The 23115-nt window shown below is 54.9% G+C and carries 15 protein-coding genes and 1 pseudogene; 7 read left to right on the forward strand and 9 right to left on the reverse strand.

Annotated elements, in window-relative coordinates; translation table 11 throughout:
• Nucleotides 1-4 precede the first annotated feature (4 nt).
• A complete protein-coding gene (gene purL / locus PSH59_RS20955) occupies nt 5-3901 on the reverse strand; it encodes a phosphoribosylformylglycinamidine synthase (protein WP_248079835.1) in 3897 nt (1298 codons plus the stop codon).
• 286 nt (nt 3902-4187) lie between these two features.
• Between purL and mltF the strand changes: the two genes are divergently transcribed.
• The 3 genes from mltF (at nt 4188) to PSH59_RS20970 (ending at nt 9131) form a co-directional block, all read left to right on the forward strand.
• Nucleotides 4188-5648: a membrane-bound lytic murein transglycosylase MltF gene (gene mltF / locus PSH59_RS20960; protein WP_248079833.1), complete on the forward strand. Its 1461-nt coding sequence runs from the start codon at nt 4188-4190 to the stop codon at nt 5646-5648.
• Between the two features lie 15 nt (nt 5649-5663).
• Nucleotides 5664-6518: an alpha/beta hydrolase gene (locus PSH59_RS20965; RefSeq protein ID WP_305393579.1), complete on the forward strand. Its 855-nt coding sequence runs from the start codon at nt 5664-5666 to the stop codon at nt 6516-6518.
• Nucleotides 6519-6833: 315 nt separating this feature from the next.
• A complete protein-coding gene (locus PSH59_RS20970) occupies nt 6834-9131 on the forward strand; it encodes an autotransporter outer membrane beta-barrel domain-containing protein (protein ID WP_305393580.1) in 2298 nt (765 codons plus the stop codon).
• A gap of 380 nt (nt 9132-9511) precedes the next feature.
• Here PSH59_RS20970 and PSH59_RS20975 read toward each other — a convergent pair whose 3' ends face one another.
• The 4 genes from PSH59_RS20975 to PSH59_RS20990 form a co-directional block, all read right to left on the reverse strand.
• Nucleotides 9512-11026 carry a hypothetical protein gene (locus PSH59_RS20975; protein ID WP_263273938.1) on the reverse strand — a complete coding sequence of 505 codons (1515 nt, stop codon included), beginning with the start codon at nt 11024-11026 and terminating at the stop codon, nt 9512-9514.
• Nucleotides 11026-11355, reverse strand: coding sequence for a hypothetical protein (locus tag PSH59_RS20980; RefSeq protein ID WP_122576269.1), 330 nt, complete (start codon nt 11353-11355; stop codon nt 11026-11028). Before PSH59_RS20980 ends, PSH59_RS20975 begins: the two co-directional genes overlap by 1 nt.
• A gap of 635 nt (nt 11356-11990) precedes the next feature.
• Complete coding sequence (locus tag PSH59_RS20985; protein WP_258603511.1) at nt 11991-13745, reverse strand: UvrD-helicase domain-containing protein; 1755 nt, start codon at nt 13743-13745, stop codon at nt 11991-11993.
• Nucleotides 13738-15816 carry an ATP-dependent endonuclease gene (locus tag PSH59_RS20990; protein ID WP_258603512.1) on the reverse strand — a complete coding sequence of 693 codons (2079 nt, stop codon included), beginning with the start codon at nt 15814-15816 and terminating at the stop codon, nt 13738-13740. The genes PSH59_RS20985 and PSH59_RS20990 overlap by 8 nt, the downstream gene beginning before the upstream one ends.
• 657 nt (nt 15817-16473) lie before the next feature.
• Here PSH59_RS20990 and PSH59_RS20995 point away from each other — a divergent pair.
• Nucleotides 16474-17452, forward strand: a pseudogene (locus PSH59_RS20995) (IS5 family transposase).
• Between the two features lie 159 nt (nt 17453-17611).
• Nucleotides 17612-19087: a hypothetical protein gene (locus PSH59_RS21000; RefSeq protein WP_258603513.1), complete on the forward strand. Its 1476-nt coding sequence runs from the start codon at nt 17612-17614 to the stop codon at nt 19085-19087.
• Nucleotides 19088-19168: 81 nt separating this feature from the next.
• Here the strand turns inward: PSH59_RS21000 and PSH59_RS21005 are convergent, their stop codons facing one another.
• From PSH59_RS21005 to PSH59_RS21020, 4 genes are all read right to left on the reverse strand, one after another.
• Nucleotides 19169-19411 carry a hypothetical protein gene (locus PSH59_RS21005; RefSeq protein ID WP_305381485.1) on the reverse strand — a complete coding sequence of 81 codons (243 nt, stop codon included), beginning with the start codon at nt 19409-19411 and terminating at the stop codon, nt 19169-19171.
• 242 nt (nt 19412-19653) lie between these two features.
• A complete protein-coding gene (locus PSH59_RS21010) occupies nt 19654-20286 on the reverse strand; it encodes a hypothetical protein (protein ID WP_305393581.1) in 633 nt (210 codons plus the stop codon).
• Nucleotides 20287-20450: 164 nt separating this feature from the next.
• Nucleotides 20451-20753, reverse strand: a complete 303-nt coding sequence (locus tag PSH59_RS21015) for a hypothetical protein (protein WP_305393582.1) — start codon at nt 20751-20753, stop codon at nt 20451-20453.
• Between the two features lie 86 nt (nt 20754-20839).
• Nucleotides 20840-21211, reverse strand: coding sequence for a CopG family transcriptional regulator (locus PSH59_RS21020; RefSeq protein ID WP_305381487.1), 372 nt, complete (start codon nt 21209-21211; stop codon nt 20840-20842).
• A gap of 303 nt (nt 21212-21514) precedes the next feature.
• Here PSH59_RS21020 and PSH59_RS21025 point away from each other — a divergent pair, with 303 nt between their 5' ends.
• Both PSH59_RS21025 and trbJ read left to right on the forward strand, forming a co-directional pair.
• Nucleotides 21515-21877 carry a TraK family protein gene (locus PSH59_RS21025; protein WP_258603518.1) on the forward strand — a complete coding sequence of 121 codons (363 nt, stop codon included), beginning with the start codon at nt 21515-21517 and terminating at the stop codon, nt 21875-21877.
• Between the two features lie 272 nt (nt 21878-22149).
• Nucleotides 22150-22989 carry a P-type conjugative transfer protein TrbJ gene (gene trbJ, locus PSH59_RS21030; protein ID WP_264381687.1) on the forward strand — a complete coding sequence of 280 codons (840 nt, stop codon included), beginning with the start codon at nt 22150-22152 and terminating at the stop codon, nt 22987-22989.
• Nucleotides 22990-23115: the final 126 nt, after the last annotated feature.

Here is a 23115-nt window from a genome sequence, read left to right on the forward strand (position 1 = left end):
GGCCTTAGTTCACCCACACGCGCGCGTTGCGGAACATGCGCATCCAGGCGCCGTCTTCGTTCCACTCTTCGGGGCGCCACGAGTTCTGCACGGCGCGGAACACGCGTTCCGGGTGCGGCATCATGATGGTCACGCGACCGTCGCGGCTGGTAAGGCCGGTGATCCCGCGCGGCGAGCCGTTCGGGTTGGCCGGGTAGCTTTCGGTGACCTTGCCGTGGTTGTCGACGAAACGCAGCGCAACGGTGCCGGACAGGTCGGCTTCAAGCAGTGCTTCTTCGCTTTCGAACTCGGCATGGCCTTCACCGTGGGCGATGGCGATCGGCATGCGCGAACCGGCCATGCCTTGCAGGAAGATCGAGTTGGACTCCTGCACCTGCACCATGGCCACGCGCGCTTCGAACTGCTCGGAACGGTTGCGCACAAAGTGCGGCCAGAACTCGCTGCCCGGGATCAGTTCGCTAAGGTTGGACATCATCTGGCAACCGTTGCACACACCGAGGGTGAAGCTGTCGTTGCGCTCGAAGAACCCTTGGAACGCATCGCGGGCACGGCTGTTGAACAGCGCGGACTTGGCCCAGCCTTCACCGGCACCCAGCACGTCGCCGTAGGAGAAACCGCCGCAGGCCACCAGGCCTTTGAACTCATTGAGGTCGACGCGACCGGCGAGGATATCGCTCATGTGCACGTCGATCGCATTGAAGCCGGCGCGGTCGAACGCAGCCGCCATTTCCACCTGGCCGTTGACGCCCTGCTCACGCAGCACGGCAACTTGTGGGCGAATGCCTTTCTTGATGTACGGCGCGGTGATGTCCTGGTTGACGTCGAAGCTGAGCTTGGTGCTCAGGCCTGGGTTGTCTTCTTCCAGGATCACGTCGAACTCCTGCTCGGCGCAGTCGGCGTTATCGCGCAGGCGTTGGATCTGGTAGCTGGTCTCGGCCCACTGGCGTTGCAGCAGACGGCGCTGGCCGGTAAACACGGTATCGCCATTGAAGGAGATAGTGACTTCACCGTTGTTGATCGGTTGGCCGATCACCGCCACGCAGTCATCCAGGCCGGCGGCGCTGAACTGTGCAAGTACGTCCGGGGTAGCGTCCTGGCGCACCTGGATCACCGCACCCAACTCTTCGTTGAACAGGATGCCGTTGATTTCAGCGGCATCCTCGGCAACGCTGTCGAGCACGATGTTCAGGCCGCAGTGACCGGCGAAGGCCATCTCGACCACGCTTGTCAGCAAACCACCGTCGGAACGGTCGTGGTAGGCCAGCAGGTGGCCGTCGGCGTTGAGACCCTGGATCACGGCGAAGAAGGCTTTGAGGTCTTCGGCGTCATCCACGTCCGGCGCGTGCTTGCCCAGTTTGCCGTGGGTTTGCGCGAGGATCGAGGCGCCCATGCGGTTCTGGCCACGGCCCAGGTCGATCAGGATCAGATCGGTGGTGCCCTTGTCCATGCGCAGTTGCGGGGTGAGGGTCTGGCGCACATCGGTCACCGGAGCAAAACCGGTCACGATCAGCGACAGCGGCGAGGTGACGCTCTTGTCCACGCCTTCTTCGTTCCAACGGGTGGCCATGGACATGGAGTCCTTGCCCACCGGAATGGTGATCCCCAGTTCCGGGCACAGCTCCATGCCGACGGCCTTGACGGTGTCGTACAGGCGCGCGTCTTCACCGGGGTGGCCGGCCGCGGACATCCAGTTGGCCGACAGTTTGATGTCGGACAGCTTGCCAATGCGCGAAGCGGCGATGTTGGTGAGGGTTTCACCAATGGCCATGCGGCCCGAGGCCGGGGCGTCCAGCAGGGCGAGCGGCGTGCGCTCGCCCATCGCCATGGCTTCACCGGTGTAAACGTCGAAGCTGGTGGCGGTGACGGCAACGTCTGCCACCGGAACCTGCCATGGGCCGACCATTTGGTCACGGGCCACCAGGCCGGTGATGCTGCGGTCGCCGATGGTGATCAAAAAGCTTTTGCTGGCCACGGCCGGATGGTGCAGCACGCGTTCGATGCTGTCGGCCAGTTCCAGTGCGCTTGGGTCGAAATCATCGCCCAGCTCGGTTTCACGTACCGCCGAACGGTGCATGCGCGGGGCTTTGCCCAGCAGCACTTCGAGCGGCATGTCCACCGGGCTGTTGCCGAAGTGACTGTCGGTAACCGTCAGTTGCGGCTCGGCAGTGGCTTCGCCGACCACGGCGAACGGGCAACGCTCGCGTTCGCAGATGGCCTGGAAGCGCGCGAAGTCTTCAGGGCCGACGGCCAGTACGTAGCGCTCCTGGGATTCGTTGCTCCAGATTTCGTGCGGGGCCATGCCCGGCTCGTCGTTTGGAATGTTGCGCAGTTCGAAACGGCCACCGCGGTCGCCATCGTTGACCAGTTCCGGGAAGGCGTTGGACAAACCACCGGCGCCGACGTCGTGGATGAAGCTGATCGGGTTCTTGTCACCCAACTGCCAGCAACGGTCGATGACCTCCTGGCAGCGACGTTCCATCTCTGGGTTTTCGCGCTGTACCGATGCGAAGTCCAGGTCAGCCGAGCTGGTGCCAGTGGCCATGGAGGATGCCGCACCGCCGCCCAGGCCGATCAACATGGCCGGGCCACCGAGTACGATCAGCTTGGAGCCGACCAGGATCTCGCCTTTCTTGACGTGTTCTTCACGGATGTTGCCCATGCCGCCGGCCAACATGATTGGCTTGTGGTAGCCGCGCACTTCATCACCGTGAGGCGTGGTGATGGACTGTTCGAAGGTACGGAAGTAGCCGGTCAGCGCCGGGCGCCCGAATTCGTTGTTGAACGCGGCGCCGCCCAGCGGGCCTTCGATCATGATGTCGAGGGCGGTCACGATGCGCTCAGGCTTGCCGTACGGCACTTCCCACGGCTGTTCGAAGCCGGGGATCTGCAGGTTGGACACGGTAAAGCCAGTGAGGCCGGCCTTTGGCTTGGCGCCACGGCCAGTTGCACCTTCGTCGCGGATTTCGCCGCCGGAACCGGTGGCTGCGCCTGGGAACGGGGCAATCGCGGTCGGGTGGTTGTGGGTTTCAACCTTCATCAGGATGTGCACCGGTTCCTGCACCGCACCGTACTGGCGGGTCTCAGGGTCCGGGAAGAAACGACCGGCGACGCTGCCGACGATGACCGAGGCGTTGTCCTTATAAGCAGACAGAACACCTTCGCTGTGCATCACGTAGGTGTTCTTGATCATGCCGAACAGGCTTTTTTCCTGGTTTTCGCCGTCGATGTCCCAACTGGCGTTGAAGATCTTGTGACGGCAATGCTCGGAGTTGGCCTGGGCGAACATCATCAGTTCGATGTCGTGGGGGTTGCGCTGCAAGCCGTTGAAGGCATTGACCAGGTAGTCGATCTCGTCTTCGGCCAGGGCCAGGCCCAGTTCGGTGTTGGCCTTCTCGAGGGCGGCGCGGCCGCCGCCGAGCACGTCAATCGCGGTCAGCGGCTTGGGCTCGGCGTGGCTGAACAGACCGGCAGCCTGTTCCAGCTGGCTGACGATGATCTGGGTCATGCGGTCATGCAGGCTGCTGGCGATCAGCTCGGCTTCGGCATCGCTGAACCCACCTTCGACGTAGAAGGCGATACCGCGTTCCAGGCGCTGGATTTTTTCCAGGCCGCAGTTCCGGGCAATGTCGCTGGCCTTGCTCGACCAAGGCGAGATGGTGCCGAACCGTGGCAGAACCAGGAACAAGCGGCCGGTCGGCTCTTGAACGGGAACGCTTGGGCCGTACTTCAGAAGGCGTGCCAGCACTTGCTGCTCGTCGGCGGTCAACACGCCGGTAACGTCGGCGAAGTGAGCAAATTCAGCATACAGGCCTGTAACCGCTGGAACCTTCTGGCTCAGTTGTTCAAGGAGTTTGCTGTGGCGAAAGGCAGAAAGGGCAGGAGCGCCGCGCAGGATCAACATCTTCGGGACAGCCTCGGGAAGGGGTGTGCTTTGAGGCCGTGCATTCTAGCGTAAACCATCGCCAACGGCACCCGAAACGGCACGGCGGGCCGCTGCCGGACGTCAGTTGGCTGCGATTGCACGGTATCGAGGCATTATCCCCGGCATTTCGCCCAGTTATTTTAACCGTCACAATCGGGCGCCAAGCCACGTTTCTGCGGGCTGCAGCACAGTTTCGGCGGCACTAGCAGACAAGTCCCGCGCTGTCGAGATATGGCGCCGTGGGCCGTTTGCGTATACTGCGCAGATGTTCTCACCAACTGCTTTGCGCCCGCGATGCGCCAGATGGCTGCTCGCCACCGGACTCTTTTTGATGCTCAGCGCCTGTGTTGACAAACCCAGCACGCTCGAGCGAATCAAGGAGGATGGCGTATTGCGGGTGATAACCCGGAACAGCCCGGCCACCTATTTCCAGGACCGCAACGGCGAAACCGGCTTCGAATACGAACTGGTCAAGCGCTTTGCCGACGACCTGGGCGTCAAGCTTGAGATCGAGACCGCCGACAACCTCGACGACCTGTTCGGCCAGTTGGGCAAACCCAACGGCCCGGTCCTCGCCGCCGCCGGCCTGGTCAGCAGCGAGCAGCGCCAGCAGCAAGTACGCTTCTCCCACCCCTACCTCGAAGTGACCCCGCAGATCATCTACCGCAACGGTCAGTCGCGCCCGACCAACGCTGCGGATCTGGTGGGCAAGAAGATCATGGTGCTCAAGGGCAGCACCCACGCCGAGCAATTGGCTGAGCTGAAAAAACAGAACCCTGCAATCGAATACGAAGAATCCGACGCCGTTGAAGTGGTCGACCTGTTGCGCATGGTGGACGAGGGGCAAATCGACCTGACCCTGGTGGACTCCAACGAAGTGGCGATGAACCAGGTGTACTTTCCCAACGTGCGCGTGGCGTTCGACCTGGGCAACGCCAGCAACCAGAGCTGGGCCGTGGCCGCCGGTGAAGACAACAGCCTGCTCAACGAAATCAACAGCTACCTGGACAAGGTCGAGAAAAACGGCACGTTGCAACGTCTGAAGGACCGTTATTACGGGCATGTCGACGTACTCGGCTATGTGGGCGCCTACACCTTCGCCCAGCATCTGCAGCAGCGCCTGCCCAAATACGAAAAGCACTTTCGCGCCTACGCCAAGGAAGAAAAGGTCGACTGGCGCCTGCTGGCAGCCATCGGCTATCAGGAATCGCTGTGGCAACCGGCGGTCACCTCCAAGACCGGCGTGCGCGGCCTGATGATGCTGACCCAGAACACCGCCCAGGCGATGGGCGTGTCCAACCGTCTGGATGCCAGGCAAAGCATCATGGGCGGCGCCAAGTACCTGGCCAAGATCAAGGACGAGCTGGACGACAAGATCGCCGAGCCCGACCGTACCTGGTTCGCGCTCGCGGCGTATAACGTCGGCAGCGGGCACCTGGACGACGCGCGCCTGTTGGCGAAGAAAGAAGGCCTGAACCCGAACAAGTGGCTGGATGTGAAGAAAATGCTGCCGCGCCTGTCGCAGAAGCAGTGGTACAGCAAAACCCGCTACGGCTACGCCCGTGGTGGTGAGCCGGTGCACTTTGTGGCGAACATCCGACGCTACTACGACATCCTCACCTGGGTGACCCAGCCACAGTTGGAAGGCAACCAGGTGGTCGAAGGCAACCTGCATGTACCGGGCGTGGACAAGACCAAGCCGCCGGAAGACAACTCGCAACTGTAAGAACGCTGATGACCTATGACGAGCAGACACTTTCCCTGTCGCCGGACATTGTCCGGCTTTCATATCGCAGGGCTGGTGATAGTCAGCGCGCTTCTCACCGCCTGCCAATCGCCGCGCGAGGCACTGCAACAACTGGCTGAAGCGCATGGGCGGCAATGGGAGGTCCTGCCGGGGCACACCTTCCCTCTTTTCATACTTGCACCGCAGACTGCAGAAAAGATGACTCGCCTGCGTGTCTACCTGGAAGGCGATGGCCATTCCTGGGCGACGGCCACTCAACCCAGTCTGGACCCGAGCCCGCACACGCTTTTAGTGCCGCGGCTGGCGGTCGATGATCCAACACCGAATGCGTACCTGGCACGCCCCTGCCAGTTCATCATGGCCGCAGCCTGTGAACCCGCACTCTGGACCCATCGACGTTTTTCTCAGGAAGTGGTCACCCGCCTCAGCCAGGCGCTGGACCAGTTAAAACAGCGGTATGGCAATAGGGAGTTCGAACTGGTGGGGTATTCAGGTGGCGCCGCTCTCGCCTTGTTATTAGCGGCGCAACGCACTGATGTTACCCAGGTGCAAACCCTCGCGGGCAACCTCAGCCCACGTCTGTGGACCACGATGAAAGGCCTGTCACCGCTCGACGGCTCATTGGACCCGCTGGATTATCGTGATCGACTTGCCCGACTACCCCAGCGTCATTTCGTCGCAGACGCAGACCCGATTATTCCCGCCGGTTTAGCTCAAAGGTACCAACAGGCACTTGGCTCGCCCCTCTCCCAATGCATCCACGTATCAGACACAAGCCATGACAAGGGATGGGAAGCGGCTTGGCGCCGATGGGCTAACACCCCGTTGGCCCATCAGGTTCCTGAATAAGCGTGGGCACGTCTTATAAAAACAGCTGAATAGCGCCCCACCCTGCGCCCCAAATGGAGGCGACAGCAATGAGCACCCCGAAGTTCCGCTTATTGCTGATAATTCCTTAAGACCTCCCAAAAACAACGGCCGGCTCTCATTTTTTAGTTTTTTTATTCAACCTCGAGTCTTTTTAAGGTGAATTAGCCTACAGGCATCGTGTAAATTTGCACGCGCTTGAATCAGCACTTCACTGACAAGCTGGCAGGGATGCCTAAAACAGACGCTGACGCGTGGGCTGTTTCCTGCCAGTTTCTGCCCTGTAAGGATACTGCCTTGAATATTTCCCACCTGCGCCGCTCGTTGCTGGCGCTTTCCGTCGCGGCTACCACGGTCAATGCCGCACCCGCACCCGACCTGAACCACGATCTGAGCACCGGTGCGTACAACAGCTCCGATGACGTTTTCAACAACGCCACCTTCACCGGCACGTCGCAAAACGCAGGGGTAGAACTGTTCAACGTGACCCTGGGCGGCAACCTGGTCAACCAAGGCAACATCAACCTGACGGCCGCGACGCCCAACGACATCCCGTCCGGTATTGCCATGCTCCTTAATTCCAAAGTCGCCGGCGATCTGGTCAATCAGGGCGACATCACGGTGAGCGGCACTGGCGCCATGGGGCTGGACCTGTATCTGGCGAACATCGCCGGTGAAGTCAACAACAACGGCAACATCACGGTCACTGGTGAAGATGCCAACGGCATGATGGTCACCTCGACCCAGGCGCGCATCAATAACACGGGCACGATCACCGCGCATGGCATCGACTCTGCCGGTATCGAGATCGAGAACGCGCGCTTCACCGGTCAGATAGCAGGTGCTCCTTTAAAGAGTGATATCAACAACAGCGGGACGATCTCCGCCGACGGAATTGGTATCCACTTTGTCAACCTCGACACCTCCGGCGGCACCAACTCCATCTCCATCAGGCAAACCGGTGGCCTGATCGAAGGCGGCACTGCGGCCATTCTGGCGAACGACAATGCCTCCACTTCCTACTTCTACTGGGAAGGTGGTCAAGTCAAGGGCGACCTGCTGGGCCTGAGTGGCGTGCTGGTACGAGGCGACACGATATTTGATGGCTCGACCATCCGCGCCGGCTACGTCGATATCGACGGTGGCCGCCTGACTCTGCTGCGCCCGCAGACCACGATTATGGGCGACCTCGACCTGGACAGCGACACAGCGCGCCTGCGCTTGCTGCTGGATAACAACACTCAGCCCAACACGCCGATCCTGAAAGTCACCGGCAATACCTTCTTCTCTCAAGGCAGCCAGATCGAACTGCAGGCTCGCTCCGACGATTTCCGCACGCCGGCCCAGGGCACCCGCTACACCCTGATCAACTCTGGCACTTGGGAAGACCCGCAGAACCTGTCCGTGGTGTCCTCCTCGGCGCTGCTTGAGGTGAGGGACTTCGGCATTGACGGCCAGGACGTGAAAGCACTGGTTGCGACCCGCAGTGACGAGGTGATCGCGCAAGACCTGCTGGGTGCCCGCGGTTCACGCAACGCGGTGAACGCCATCACGCCACTCAAGAACACAGTCCTGGGCCAGATGGACGAGAGCGACCCGGTATTCCAGCGTTTCGCCAACGCCGCTACCAGTGAAGAGCTGGCCAAACTTGCCGAAGCTCTGACCCCGGACGTAAGCCGTGGGGCGATCAACGCCGCCACCAACAGCCAGAACCTGGTCGCGAGTACCGTCAACCGCCGCGCCAGCAAGGCGCGCAGCGGTCTGTCCTCCGGCGACGTCCTGGCCGAACAAGGGGTATGGCTGCAGGCGCTGTCCAGCGACGCCAACCAGGACAGCCGCCACGGTACCGAAGGCTACGACGCCAACTCCCACGGCATCGCCGTAGGTGCCGACGGCAAGCTCACTCCCGATACCTCCGTGGGTCTGGCTTACAGCTACCTGACCAGCGACGTCAAATCGGACTTGGGTAACAAAACCGACGTCAGCGGCCATGCACTGACCCTGTACGGCAACTGGGCCCGTGACAACTTCTTTGTCGACACCTCGCTGATGTATGGCTGGAACGAAAACGAGTCCAAACGCTACATCGCCGGTACCCGCGCCAAGGCCGACTACGACAGTGAAATCTTCGGCGTCAACGCGCTGGCAGGCTACACGTTCCGACTCGACAAACAGTGGCTGCTGGAACCACAGGTCGGTGCGCGCTATGCCAACGTATCGATTGATTCGTACCGTGAAAAAGGCAGCTCAGCCGCCCTCAACGTCGGCCGCCAGCGCTATGAAATCGGCGAAATGGGCCTGGGTGCGCGTCTCGCAGCCGCTTTTGACGTAGGCGCGGGCAGCCTGGAACCGGAAGCCAAGCTGATGGCCTGGCACGACTTCATCGGCGACAAGGCCGGCACCACCTCCACCTTCGTGCTCGGCGGCACCCCATTCACCACCACAGGCGCGACACCCGCGCGCGACAGCTACGAGCTCGGCCTGGGCGCGAACTACCGAGTGGGCGCCTGGAGTGTGGGCGGAATGTACAACTACATGACCAGCAGCGGTTTCGACGCCGACACCTTCACCGCGAACGTGCGTTACGACTTCTGATTAACCTGTTCGCCTGAACAACAAAGCCCGCCGATGCGGGCTTTGTTGTTTGATAGTGCGGGAAAAGCCGTTGGTGCGGGCATGAAAAAACCGGCCGGGGCCGGTTTTTTCATGCTGATATGCAGCGCCGCGGGGTTATTCCCACTCAATTATCAATAGCCCCGCATAGACCAGTAAATCCAAAGTCGATAAGGCACGAAAAACTTTAAAACCATGAGAAATACCATAGAGGATCAAAATCACCTTTGTGAGCCTGTCCCGCTTGGAAAATGTCTAGGAGACCAGGGGCGATTCAATGGGCCAGAGGAGATTTGGCTTACAGGGTGCTAACAACCATCAATCCCCTGGCGACATTTAGCGAAGCTGGTCTACAGCTTCGTTCAGCGAACAGCCTTGAGGTCTTTCTCAAGCTTTTTGATAGCCTCGTAGTCATCTTCGACCTTGCCCAGGTACCAAGCTTCGCAGAGTGCGTCGAACTTGGGCATGAAGTCCTCATCCTCTTCAGCCCTGAGGGCAAGCTCTTCATAGATATTGATGAGGGGCTCAAGCTTATCGGGGTATCTCGACGCCAGAACTCGAACGCGTGTGGACTGGCACCCTGCGTTGTGCAGGCGATCATCAAGTGATTTTGGCATAAGTTTGCCTCCTTCAATAACGGTCAGCGTGGGTCTGATTCTGATTCCTGTGCGTGCAGTAAATTCAGCTAAGTTGCTGGATCTGTAGGTTTGAGAAAGGTTGATGAGCCTGTCGTAATGCTCTCTTTGGACCCTTGGGTAAACCCAGAGATGCCTCATAGCAGCGGCAAAGGCGAAGTAGTTGAGGTTCCATGGGTCGCCTTTGACAAGAGCCTTGAACGAGCTGCCAGCGCAAAATACGCACTGCGCTGCTATGCGCATGTCCATGTATTTCGGCTGTGCTCTCCACTCTTTGGCCTTTGTGACCAATGAGCCAATCCCGTCTTTGAGGTTGATGAATCCTAGGGATATGCCTTCGGCGAAGGCATAGATCTCAACGCCAACTTCAAGGAGCGCGGTGATGAAAATCCGTCGTTTAGCGCCGCCGAAAGCCGCCCCGAAATCGCTTGTCCAGAAAACGCGTTCATTCAGAGTGCCGGTCTCGTAAAGCTTGAGCATAGCTTCGCCAAGCGATGAGCCCTCTGGAATTGGGTTTTTCACCCCTTCCTTGTGGAAAACCTTGTTGAGCAGCTTGGCCCAATCAATGTTTGGCATATATGCATTGAGCAGTTTATAGAGCGGATTGGCCTCACCGAATTTCTCGGGATTACCTGCTTTTACGCCCTGCTCCCAAAGCCACGACATTATTTCAAGGGGAAGGCTTTGCTTGGTGCCCCGGTCTGCCCTGATGTGAGCGTCGTAGATTTTCTTGGCCGCTTCATAGCTCATTTCTGGATAGAGCTTGATTTTGAATTTGCCGAATCCAACCTCGCCCTTCATCAGCATCTGAATGACGGCCTCTTCATTCATATGATTAAGGATGCGGTGGTTTTTGGGCCTGAGCTTGTGGCCTTGTCTCAGTTCCATCTCTTCATTGAGGGTTCTGTACCAATCCATGGCTGAGTCGGGATCGCCGTCCTCTCCTCCAGGTTCTACACCGGCCTCCTCCATGGCTTTTTTGGCTTCAGCCTCAAGAACAGCCTGCTCCTCAGGCGTTCGCTCGCGGTGTTTCTTCTCCATTTCCTCGCGGAACATGCTGTCCATGATGACATCAACGATGGCAGCAAAAGTGCCAATGATAACGGCATACCCGATGCTCAGGCTGTCAGTTTCGGAGGATGGCAGTCGCATAACCTGCTGCGATGACTTCACGCTTTCGTAGGTGTTGATCAGGTCATCACCACCCAATGTTGCCAGACGCTTTTTGATCTCGGCGTCCATCAGGCTGCCCTTTGCTGTTCGCCGGGAAAGCGTAGCTGCACCACTCTGTTTGCCTGTATGTCGTTCAGGCCGTATGCCTTGAGGAATTCGCGAAGCTCTTCAGCGTTGGTTATGCTTTCATCTGAGGCTCTGGCCACGATGAACTCCATTTTTTCCGTCGTCATCTCGAAGGTCTTTAGCAGAGCCATGAAGTCGGCATTGGCCTTCTCGACATCATCCTTCATTTTCTGTTTTACAGGCCTGTCAGCCCAGCTCTTGGCGACCCATCCTGCTGCCATCGAGAGTCCCGCGATTACGACGCCTCCGATGACTTGAACGACCTTTGACATGATGCTCCCTCAATTCGAATTCCAGCTAGAGGAATCTAGACATCAAAGTGCCACCTGGCAACGACTACCTCATAAAATCCGGGCAAATCCGAGGAATAGCAAGTCAGGTTACGTCAGCAAAGCTCAAAGTGGACCAGATCGAGGAATCGCTCATCTTTCGACTTGCCGTCCTGGTCCCAGTCGCCGCCCCGGCGCACTGCGATTTCCATGATATTAGTAGCGGCCTGAACGTACCCTACAAGCTTGCGAACGCCAGTTGTTCTCTCCAGTCGATAGGGTATCCGCAGCATTCATCGTCCTTTACACCATCGTTTACGCGTCAATTTCAATCGCGCTTGGCCAAGTCGGCGAAGGCGGGTTGAGCAGCAATCGCCGCAGGCGGATCGATGGCACTACGGGAGCCATAGTGTTGATAGCCGAAGGCTTCATGGCGGCAGCGAGCTAATAAGCTTACTGCGCGTGTCGGCAGCTTCGGTGCTTGGAATTACGCTTGTGAGGTTGGTCGGGAATGAGGCATCAGAGTGCAGGCCTCTCCAGGCGGATAGTAACCATCGCGGTTTATCCACCTGTCTAGTCAGCTAGTCGGATGTGACATGCGCCGACTAACCTACACAATTAGCGCTGCACGAGAATTCTCAACCAGGGTTAGCAGGCAACTCGAATACATGCTCAGCGCCGAACCACGCGGTGATCTGAGCAAGCGCTGCCTGGCTCAGCAGTTGAGTGAAAAGCAGAGCCAAACGGACCTTTGGTCGAGAGCACGCAACGTAGAAGAGATTCCGATTGCTTTCGAATTTTTCACGCCTGTTCGCCGGTGGCCCCGGCTGAAACCACTCGAGCATTTCAGCGAAATTATATTGGTTCCAGCCGCGCCCCAACACAACGATCACGTTTTCGAATTCGGCTCCCTTGACCCCGTGTTTTGTGGCAAACGGCGTATGCCCATCAATGAATTGGTCTAGCGCGATCAGCTCTGTGTAAGATACTGCCCTGAGCTTTCGAAGCTGGGTAATCCTGCGTGGCTCGTCCTCACCTGGTTCAACACCGGCGGCCTGTAACCCTTGCTCATTCCGTAGCACAGCATTGGGGAGCTGCATCTGCGGCACGGCTATGATGTAGTCAATCACCTCGCCGATGGTACCGGTCAACCTCAGTTCGAGGAGTGCATCCATTGCCTCAGCCCAAGCGACTTTATCGCTGTGCCTTCGAATCGTTGGCCGATCGCTTGCCAGGTGCCCGAACATCGCACCGTATCGGCGCTGTTGGTATGCGACACACGCTGGCTCAAGCTGATCTGCCAAATACTTGATGTGAGGATCTTCCTTCTTCAGCCACGGATCATTGTACTGCCCATAAATTTCACGGATCGAGGAGTACCCCTGCTCACGAGCAATGCCTTTGTGATTCAGGATGAGGATTTTGGTCGTTTTCGGAGAGAAATCCCATCCTTCCACGCTGAGCTGAGCTTTCAAGTATTCGAAGTAGGCACTAGCAGCCTCAGGACTGGTGTCGCCAGTCCAGTGTCCTCCCCCGCTTCCTGTCCGTCGCTCTCCAGGCCAGAGGTTGGTGTGGAACACTCGGGCTTCACCGATCAAGTCAGGATCGCTCACTTCCTGGTGCAGGCCTGGCCGCATCTCATTCAGCACATCGACAATCCGCGATGCTGAGCGGAAATTCGCATTTTTTTCGATCGGCTGAAGGGCGTCATGCACGACTAGGCCGCAGCCCCCGTCGTAGATTTTTTGCCAATGGTCACCAAATAGGCCAACCATCGGTCCCTCACCGCGATCTAGAAACCACGACTTCAGTGCACCGACAAAATGTTCATCCGTGTCCTGATATTCGTCGACAAACAGGATCGGGTATCGGGAAGTCAATACGGCCCTGAACTTCGGAGACGGAAGCGCCTGAACCATCAATGTCAGGACATCTTCGTGCCGAATCGAGACCTCGTCCTCCGATACGCGTGGAATACCCATTTCGTAATGGATGCGCCTGTTACCTACGCCACCCACCGGCTCAAAACGCTCTCGCCAAAAAGCTTCAGCGCCAAGAAATCCTCTCAGTGATGTTTGAAAATCTCTGAGCAACGACCAGCAAAAGCCATGGACGGTCTCGGCTCGGATTGCAGGATGCGCTTGGAAGCGAGAGATGATCTCGTCTTTCGCCACATTGGTGTAAGTGATACAAGCGACTTGCTGACGCTCCCGGATCAACGCAGGACCTCGGTGTTCAATCAATCGACTGAGCGCCTTCTCTAGCGAATAGGTCTTACCAGCCCCAGCACCTGCTTCCAGGCGAAAGCTTAGACCTTCATCCAAACAAGCGAACATGCGTTCCAGCGCTTCTCGCCCTGCTCTGTCCGCGGGACTTTCGTGATTGTCAGGCATCGCCTTGCTCTCCTTCAGCAGCCACTGCCTCACCAACAACCTCTACAACTGCGGCCATGGCCCGAGCAGCCATTTGGGCATCAACGACCGGCGCCCCAACTGCTAGCCAACGCAATCCTTCAGCAATGTATCTAGGCACGTTCCAGTTCGTATCATCGATCGCGTACTTCAACGCAAAAGCTGATTTTTTCTGGTCCGCCGCATGCTCGTAAGCTTGGGATGCGACATCGCCCTGCCCAAGCTGAAATCGATCAAGGTTCGCCAGGATGAACGCGTCCTCAAAGCTTCTGCCTGAAGGCCCGGGTTCGTTCCCCTCCGGAATTTGGTAAGCGATGCGCCTCAACCCTATGGTCTTCTCTGCTGGCGTTTTCGCCAGCAGTTGGGCAGGAGTGACTTCGGCCTCAAACCAGTCTTTGAGGCACGCATTGCTCGTAAACAGACCCTCTGAAACGAGACAAGCTTTCCGCTTTCTTTCTGCATTCGGTTTGACGGAGTCGATGTCGGTAACGATCAGCGTGCGCAGTTCCAAGAAGGTGAGTAGATCATGAAACCGGTGTGCATACGCGCCGCCAACCTCCATAATCGTCAAGTACTGACTAGCCAACTGAGGTTCACCCACCGCAGCCGCGTCAGTTTTGGCGATCATGGTTGGTAGCAGCAATCGCTCTGAAGTCCCCTCGATCAAGATGGCTTTATCTGCAAAGAACAGGTCGCATCGAGTGAGCGTCAGGTACTGATAGAGAAAATCTCTGTCCGGTGCAGGAGCCTGGCCCATGCCCTGCCTCAGGTCTTTGATCTTGGACTGCCGAATCCCGTTTTCACCGCTTACAGAGAGAAAGTAACGCATGGTTTCGAAGCGCGCTTCGTTGGCCATGTGTGGAGAGTGGGTGGAAATTACAAACTGCACTGGCCACGGACGGCTGCCATTCAGCTGCTGCTCGAACGCGCCCTTGATCATGTGCAATTGTCGGATGAAGACCTCCTGCATTTGCGGATGCAAGTGGGCTTCAGGCTCTTCGATGAAGATGAGGTGTACGCTTGCGGCTGCCGGCGTAGCTTGAAACTCTCTGAAGAATTTCAGTAATTGCAGAAGGATGTACACCAGGTTACGGACGCCGAGTCCGTTGTAGCTTTCCGGGAGTGTCAGGCCGTTTACCCCCCTGTATCTGACCTGCGTGTGGTCTTTAAGCAGGCGCTCGACATCGAAGGTCGTCACAGTGGTGAGGCCTGGGTCTTCTAGCCCTGGGTAGCCGAAAAGCTCGAACGTAGGGAGCAGCGAAGTCAGTCCAGCGTTGAAACCGTCATGCAGCTCCTTTTGAATTTTCTCCACCGCTCCATGGAGCTGCTCCGCCGTAGTTCGTTTCTCGGGATCTGTGGGGTCAGTCAATGCCGATTGGAACAGCACCTCCACCACCTTCCCAAGGACATCGCGCTCTCGGTGTGTATCGTCATCCAGGCCCCGTTGCGCATTGATGAATCCGCCGCGGATCAACGTGGTGAGTGATTTTAGGTCGAGGTCCTTGCGGTTCGTAGGATCATTGGGGTCAACCGCTTCCAAACGGGGCTCGTAGGCCCCCGCCAAACGCTTCTTTATCAGGCTGAAGAAGCTAGGACGTTGATCCTCCTGCACAGTGTCGGGGGCATTCGTTTCTGCGAAAAGCGTCTCAAGGCCTGTCGCCCGCGGTCCATACGTCAAGACGATGCGTGCGCAAGAGCAATCTGGATCTAGGTCTACTATGCATTCGCTGAGCTGCCCCAGGTCTGGGGCATCCACGTCATAGGATATGTCCAATGTGACCCTGACAACGGGAAGCATGGCAGCAACGTCGGAGCGGGCTATTTCGCCGTGAAACGCATTGAATGCCGTCCAAAACCCTTCGTGACTCCCCAGGGAGAAATCTTCAAGCCTGAAAGAGGGAGTCCGGTCTGAAAGGAGCCGGCGGAACACCTCAGCTATGGAGGTTTTGCCGCAATTGTTGCGCCCGACGATCAGTGTTGTGCCGTCTTCTAGGCCAAGACTGACGTTCTGAAGCAGTCTGAAATTTTGAATCTTAACGCGCTCGATCCGCATGATGTTCCTACCGTGAAATCGTATGGCCATCACTGTAGATGCTGAATTGAAGTAGTCAATACAGGGACAATTCCCCTAAAAGCACCCGCTGTATGCGACCGGCAGGTTTGGATGGTGAGCGGCCCTTCACAAATGGCAGGAATTGGCCGTTAGCTGCCGGATACCAAAGGCAGTAGTCGGCCACTAACCCCGGCGCAAACTCCTGCCTGGAACTTAGCTGGCTCCGATTCACCTGACGCGGTACAGCTTGACCTGCGTGGAGGAGAAGTCCGGCAACATCCAATAGAACGGCTTTGCCCGCGTCAAGCAGTGGATTGGAACATCCACTTTCTGACTCGCCCCGTGCGTGATTACACAAGCCGCAAAGCATGGCGGCGGGAAAACCGATAACACAAAGGCCCCAATGCGCAGGCTCGAACGCTTGGCTCGCCTAGCTGATTAAGCGAAAAAAACTCTGAAGCTATCGAGATAAGCCCTCTATGATGGCATTATGAGATCTTAAGATTAGGACCTCGCAAGGAATTGAGTACACCATCATCCGCCTACTGACCAGGCGTTGCTGAAGCGCTCAAACCTATTGGCAGATCATTTAAGGAAATCCTGAAAAAGACTTCCTGATTTGGCAAAATCTCCGGACACCAATCGCCGAGCTTTTCAATGAAGCAAATGACCTTCGCCGATGCCGAGTACGCCGGTAAGCGCAAGCAGACCCGCAAGGAATTGTTCCTGATCGAGATGGATCGTGTCGTACCCTGGAAGGGTTTGATTGCCCTGATCGAACCTCATTACCCGACGGGCGAAGGGGGGCGTCCGGCCTATCCTTTGATGGCGATGCTGCGGGTTCATCTCATGCAGAACTGGTTCGGTTACAGCGATCCTGCGATGGAAGAAGCGCTGTACGAGACGACGATCTTGCGCCAGTTTTCAGGTCTGAGCCTGGAGCGGATCCCAGATGAAACTACCATCCTCAACTTCCGTCGCCTGCTGGAAAAGCACGAGTTGGCCGCTGGTATTCTCGGCGTGATCAATGGCTATCTGGGCGACCGTGGCTTGTCGCTGCGACAAGGCACCATCGTCGATGCCACGCTGATTCATGCGCCCAGTTCGACCAAGAACAAGGACGGCAAACGCGACCCTGAGATGCATCAAACCAAGAAAGGTAACCAGTATTACTTCGGTGCCAAAGCTCACATTGGTGTCGACGATGAGTCAGGGCTGGTGCACAGCGTGGTGTCACTGCGGCCAACGTCGCGGACATAACCCAAGTCGACAAACTGCTACACGGTGCTGAGAACGTGGTCTGCGCCGATGCAGGCTATACCGGTGTCGAGAAGCGCGAAGAGCATGCGGGACGCCACGTCATCTGGCAGATGCAGCCCGGCGCAGTACCTACAAAAAACACGGTAAACGCAGCGCGCTGTACAAAGCGATGCGCAAGATCGAGAAAGCCAAGGCCCAGGTTCGCGCCAAGGTTGAGCATCCATTTCGAGTGATCAAGCGTCAGTTTGGTTATACGAAAGTGCGTTTCCGAGGCTTGGTGAAAAACACTTCTCAGATGGTGACGCTGTTCGCCCTGTCGAACCTTTGGATGGCGCGTCGATATTTGCTCTCCAGCGCAGGAGAGGTGCGTCCGTAATGAGGGAAATAGCTGCTGCGAGGAGCGTTCAGCGGAAAAAATGGATGGAATAGGCGGCAGACGTGATCGGTTTTGAACGGCTGCCGTTTTTTGAAAGCGCCTATGGCTCAGCAGTCGAAAAATAGCGGCCTACTTCAGACTATCCTTAAGGGTTAAAGTATGGATGCGACCAAACGGAAAATTCGAATTTATTTTTCAGATTTTTTCGATGTAAACCGGGAAAAGATTGAATCTTATGGAGCATTCAATATTTCCCTGATCAATGATCTACCCTTGTTTGTGGATCCTTTTTTGCTCTTTAATAGTGACAACCCAATATATCAGGAACTGCATAAAAAAATAATTCAATATATGCTTTTCTTAAAAAGTAAATCTTCTTTAGCGTTACCTTCCGGCCTAATAAAGAGCTGGTATCTATTCCCTGAAGTCAAGCAAAATTGGTTTGGTTTTAGCAAGTCGGGAAACAGCGGGCGCGGACTCGGCCCATCTTTCGCTAAATCTCTGCAAGTTAATTTCAAAGGTGTGTTCTCTGATTTTGGCAATGAAACAAACGGGGCAACTCATATAGGCAAGCTCACACTAGTCAAACACGGAGTTGGAAAAGACCAAATTAGCGACTTTACCTGCAATTTAATTCATGGATTCTTGGCTGAATACACAGAAAAATTCGCAAAGGAATACATTGATCCGACCAAGCTTCAAAAATTCACCATAAAAAAAGCGGAGTTCAATTACGCGACTGAATCGTGGAAGTCCAAACAGTATGTGCTACCAAAATTCGGGGGTGAACATGTATTGCTAACTCCAGTGGATATTTTGACTAAAGACGAGGCGTGGATATCTCACAAAGGATTTATCGAAGACTTCAGCCAAGTAGTTGGCAGCGTACCCAACGACCAGCTGCGCGATCAAATAAACTTATATTTGACTAAGGTTATGCCGGCAGACCCTACGAAAGATGAAAGGGCTATCGCTTTCGAAAAAACTATTTTGCAATACCCTCAGCTGATGGATGTTTACGTGAGTCTACAGGAGGCCAACAAGGATGCTGCAAGTTCGTCCAGTTTCGAAAAAGTCTCTTTGGCCCAGAAACTATTTGAAGAAAACTTGCTGAGATTAGTAGCGTTACTAGACAAAACTAAGTTCTATGATGCTGAGCCCAATAGCTACGAAGCGGGAATGCAACGAGTCCAGTTCCTCAAGCATGTCATTGAAAAACAGGACGGCTACCGCCTTTTTTACATCAAAGGCGTCCCAATTTCACGCGAAAGCGATTTGCAAATCATGTTTAAACTTACGTGGTTTGCTTCTAAGTTTAGCGCTGATGCAGAGGTGAACAATGGCCGGGGACCAGCTGACTTCCTAGTATCTTATGGCAGTCAAGACAAATCAATAATTGAATTCAAATTAGCCAAAAACTCGCATATGGAAAAAAACTTGCGCAACCAGGCTAAAATATACAGCGACGCTGCCAGAGCAAACAACCCGCCAATTATGGCTATTCTGTACTTTAATTTCAGCGAGCGAGACAAAGTACAGCGAATTATGACAAAAAATGGTTTATCCGACACGAAACACATCGTACTTATCAACGCTATGCCAAAAGAGTCGGCGTCAAAGGCTGACATTGACTGACACCCAAGCGTTTTTAAAAATGACGGCACTTTTGCGATTCGAACCTGCTTAAGTGCCTGTATCCCACCCAAAAAAACTGAGCTACTTCCTCCAAAGGAGCAAGCTGCTTTGGATAAGCTTCTTCTTAGCGGATTCGCTTTCGCCCCCTTTTGTATCACATACTCCCAGTGCAATTTCGACTTGGCGACGCAAAATTTCAACCTCACCCTCAGCACCATCAAGCAGCACTGCCTCAACAAGGCTAGCGAGGTAATTCGGGTCAGAGCTAAATTTCTGCGCCATAGATTCATCATGGCATTGATCTTTAATGGATTTTTCTTTCATTTTGTCAATTTAAATCTGCCCTCGTTCTTTAATTATAGAACCAAGTGCCTCCCAGGTCAAAATAACCCACTACCTTCAACTCTCCAAGCAAGCATCAATATAAGATGCACGCAACAACTTCAACGCTCCTATTCTTAATATAAGAACAGGCTTGCATGATTGAACTTCTCACTGCACAAACACAGACTCATAACACTTGCACTAACAGTGCAATCCTATTTACCAATATGAAATTAAAAACTCTACGATTTAAAAGCGCCGTTTGCCAAAATATCTTCCATAAACGCCTTACTTGTTTCCCACGCTAAACGGTGACGTTTTTCGCTTTCCCGCATGCGCTTATGTTCCTCCTGGAACGCGTCCATTTTTGCATCAATGTCGTTTTCATTATCAGGTCCGCAGTTGATTTCTCCCGACGTGATGTGGTGGGAGGTCGCCCCCCTCAATGCTAGAGCTAGATTTGTATCGATTGTGAGGCCTGCCGATGCTGGTGCATAACGAGAGTGGCTCTGATCCGAAAATTGATTTTGAACATTGCATGTCGTGTAAATATCTAGATCTGCTAACCCCACCAAGTTCCCTTTGGGGGTAAGCCTCAGAATTTTCGTGAACAAAAAATCCTTTTTATCGCTATATCTTTCAATAACCCCCTTGTCATTATGCTCACACTCAATGAGATTTTTTTCAATATATTCGATAAAGAAACGACTAGCTTTTAGCTCATCGAAATACTCCAAGCCTAAGGGGGAGTATAAGGCTTCAGCAGCGAACGCCGGCGGGACTAATATGAACCTTGGATCAGATAACAGCATGCCTGCAAAACCACGGCCTGCCTGCTGAATGAAATTGAACCTCCAGTTTTTTTCTTGATACAACCTTAGGGCTTTAGCGATTTTATCTGAGTCACTCTGTATCAACTTTAGATAATGCTCGGTGCCTTGATATGTCTCAATCCCATCAAAAAATAGCTTAGCACCTAGCTCCTCCTCGACTAGATCTTTTAATTCTTTGAACTTACGCCAGTGCTCATGGCTGCTTGTCAGTTTTTTTGCCTGAGATATTCATAGAAAACCGTTGGCCTTACCACCATATCGAAACGGTATGGGAATCGTCTAATAAGCATAAACGCCAATAGAATCGAAAGTAGCCCTTCGGAGATAACCCCTTGGCGATAAGATTCTAATCGCATAATTATATTAGAGTCTAAAACCAAGCGGTAAGGCCCCTCTAATATTACGGAGCTTTCTATTTGATCGATCAAATGAAGCAAATTTTCGCCCATCTTTTTTTGGCTTTTAGGCTTAAGCAGTTTGCTTTGTTTAATAATTTCCTCTAGATTCATTACCTTTTCTCTAAAATAAATAACTTTTTGATTTTTTCGTTCGGGGCGAATTTAGCTGTTAGGCAGCACTACGACTCTAATGCCTATTATTTCCGCTCATATACTATTCGGCTCATTAAATCCCGAACCTGTGCTTGAAGAACTCGAAAACTCACCATCAAGCTCTCAATGTCTACAGGTTCTGCACCTCGACCGTACTTCTCCGCAAGCCAAAGTTTCAGCAGTCCAGCGACCCGCCCAAGGTCGCCATTCACCTTGGCCAAGTCGGCCACGGCGGTCAGGTCAACAACCGACCTGATCGGTGTGTTCAACCCAAGGGCACGAAGGTAGCCAGACCGGGACATGCCAGCCTCTTCAGCCCGCTCTGTGATCGCCGCTTTCTCCTCATCGGTAACCCAAACCTCGATTGGCTTGCCACGTCGACGAGCTGGGGCCTTTTCTTCGGTGCCGCCTGTCATGGGCGCTCCTGATTTTTCTGTGTTTTAGCTCTTAGACGCGGCAGCGGCTGTGCGCCTCGCAGAGCAAGATCCGTTGAGCCGAAGGCGAATAAGGGGCAAGTGGTGGATGGGTATGGGCTTGCCCGTACCCGTACAACACACATCTTGCCGTCCAGCTAGACGCAAACATATGCGTATCTATTCAAACAGCTCAGAAAAAGCGGTCATACGCATACTTGCGCATGTATACGCTAGATTACGCATCGCAGATATGCAATTTTATGCGCATACTTGCGCAACCATGCTTAGGCGGAGCCTGCGATGATGAAAACACCAAAAGAAGGGCCTACAGGCGCAGGCCGGGTAGCATTTTTAGCGCATCTTGAGGAATTTCGTAGCCTGATCCAGGCCGGGTGGCCGGTGACGGTCGTGTACGAGAACCACGGTGGAAAGAACACTGGTCTGAGCTACAGCCAGTTCGCCCGATATGTCGGAAAATACATCCGCAAGCCGACCAAGCGCGGAGACCAGCGACCAAGGATTACAGACGAGATGCCATCTCCAACGACGCCACTGGTAGAACAAAAGCAATCTGGCGTCTCAACGGAGCCAAGCACCATGTCGAAACGTCAACCTGGGTTCAAGCATGATCCTAGTAGCGGCAACAATCGTGACGATCTGATCTAACGTTGGTGGATATTTGAGCCTTTCAGCTACTTCCCGTCTTTCAGGCCGTATACGGCCATTAGGGCGCAAAGATTTGCCCCCTACATGCGACGCCGACTGACTGAAAATCAAATTCCGTCGGCTCTTTGAGAGTTTTTTTGGGAAACCTGATCGGCATTCGCCGCCAGTCGATATCCTCCATGTCAACCTAATTAGCCAATCATTCCATCGATACAACCGGTATATAGGGGCACGATCAAGCACGAATAATAGTGACTGATCGAGGTCGACCTATGCATCTTAAAATCCCAAGGCCCATCAAAGACAATACGCTGTCAGAAAATATCTCGCGCAAAACAACTTCCTCTACGCTCCGGAAAATCCTTCGCCAAGCTTCCTACAGTGTGAAGATAGTCGGAGCCGCTTTTGTAGGGATGGCCGTATACATCGCTCCTACCCCGGCTTACGCGATCTATTGCTCGAATTGCTCGACGTTCTATCAGCAGATGTTCGAATACGTCGAGCAGGTCAACACGGCACTGAATACCGCCGAGCAACTGCAAACGCAGATTCATCAGTATCAAAACATGGTTTCGCAAGGAACGAGCTTGCCGAATTCGATGTTTGGCAGCATCGCGGCCGATCTGAAAAATGTGGCCAACATCTACAACCGCTCGCAAGCCATAGGGCGACAAATCCAGGACATGGATTCGAAATTCAACACGGCCTTCCCAGGCTTCGAGTCTTACCTGAATCAAGCTGCAAACTCGGCAGAGGTTCCGAACCGTGATCGCTATGAAAAGTGGTCCGTGCAGGGTCGTGACAACGTGAAAACGGCAATGAAAGCAGCGGATTTGAATACTGCCGCCTTCGAGTCTGAAGACGCTCAGCTTGCACGCATGGTTTCACGTTCACAGTCAGCCGTGGGCCGAATGCAGGCCATTCAGGCAGGCAACGAAATCGCCTCACAAAATGTCCAGCAGTTGCAGAAGCTGCGCGACCTACTGGCCACACAAATCAACTTGCAGGGCAACTACATGGCTCAGCAGGTTGATCGAAAGGCTGCGGGCGAGGCAACGGAACAGCAGTTTGAAGCACGTGAAAACACACGCGGTGGCGTGAAGGGGTACTGAGAATGACTATTTCGAAATGGCTCATCACGTTGATCTGCTCCGGCTCAGTACTAACCGCTTTTATGGTCACCCTGGCAGTTCAAAGCAACAGCGAATGTACCTCGGTGACTGAGCACCAACGGCGAC

This window comes from Pseudomonas sp. FP2309 (assembly GCF_030687575.1).
In the GTDB taxonomy this organism is placed as follows: Bacteria; Pseudomonadota; Gammaproteobacteria; order Pseudomonadales; family Pseudomonadaceae; genus Aquipseudomonas.

Coding starts and splice junctions, on each gene's coding strand:
- PSH59_RS21005 (WP_305381485.1), bottom strand. CDS start 19,411: ATGAAAGAAAAATCCATTAAAGATCAATGCCATGATGAATCTATGGCG.
- purL (WP_248079835.1), bottom strand. CDS start 3,901: ATGTTGATCCTGCGCGGCGCTCCTGCCCTTTCTGCCTTTCGCCACAGC.
- PSH59_RS21020 (WP_305381487.1), bottom strand. CDS start 21,211: ATGACAGGCGGCACCGAAGAAAAGGCCCCAGCTCGTCGACGTGGCAAG.
- PSH59_RS20975 (WP_263273938.1), bottom strand. CDS start 11,026: ATGGACGCCGAGATCAAAAAGCGTCTGGCAACATTGGGTGGTGATGAC.
- PSH59_RS21025 (WP_258603518.1), top strand. CDS start 21,515: ATGAAAACACCAAAAGAAGGGCCTACAGGCGCAGGCCGGGTAGCATTT.
- PSH59_RS20980 (WP_122576269.1), bottom strand. CDS start 11,355: ATGTCAAAGGTCGTTCAAGTCATCGGAGGCGTCGTAATCGCGGGACTC.
- mltF (WP_248079833.1), top strand. CDS start 4,188: ATGTTCTCACCAACTGCTTTGCGCCCGCGATGCGCCAGATGGCTGCTC.
- trbJ (WP_264381687.1), top strand. CDS start 22,150: ATGCATCTTAAAATCCCAAGGCCCATCAAAGACAATACGCTGTCAGAA.
- PSH59_RS20990 (WP_258603512.1), bottom strand. CDS start 15,816: ATGCGGATCGAGCGCGTTAAGATTCAAAATTTCAGACTGCTTCAGAAC.
- PSH59_RS20985 (WP_258603511.1), bottom strand. CDS start 13,745: ATGCCTGACAATCACGAAAGTCCCGCGGACAGAGCAGGGCGAGAAGCG.
- PSH59_RS21000 (WP_258603513.1), top strand. CDS start 17,612: ATGGATGCGACCAAACGGAAAATTCGAATTTATTTTTCAGATTTTTTC.
- PSH59_RS21015 (WP_305393582.1), bottom strand. CDS start 20,753: ATGAATCTAGAGGAAATTATTAAACAAAGCAAACTGCTTAAGCCTAAA.
- PSH59_RS20965 (WP_305393579.1), top strand. CDS start 5,664: ATGACGAGCAGACACTTTCCCTGTCGCCGGACATTGTCCGGCTTTCAT.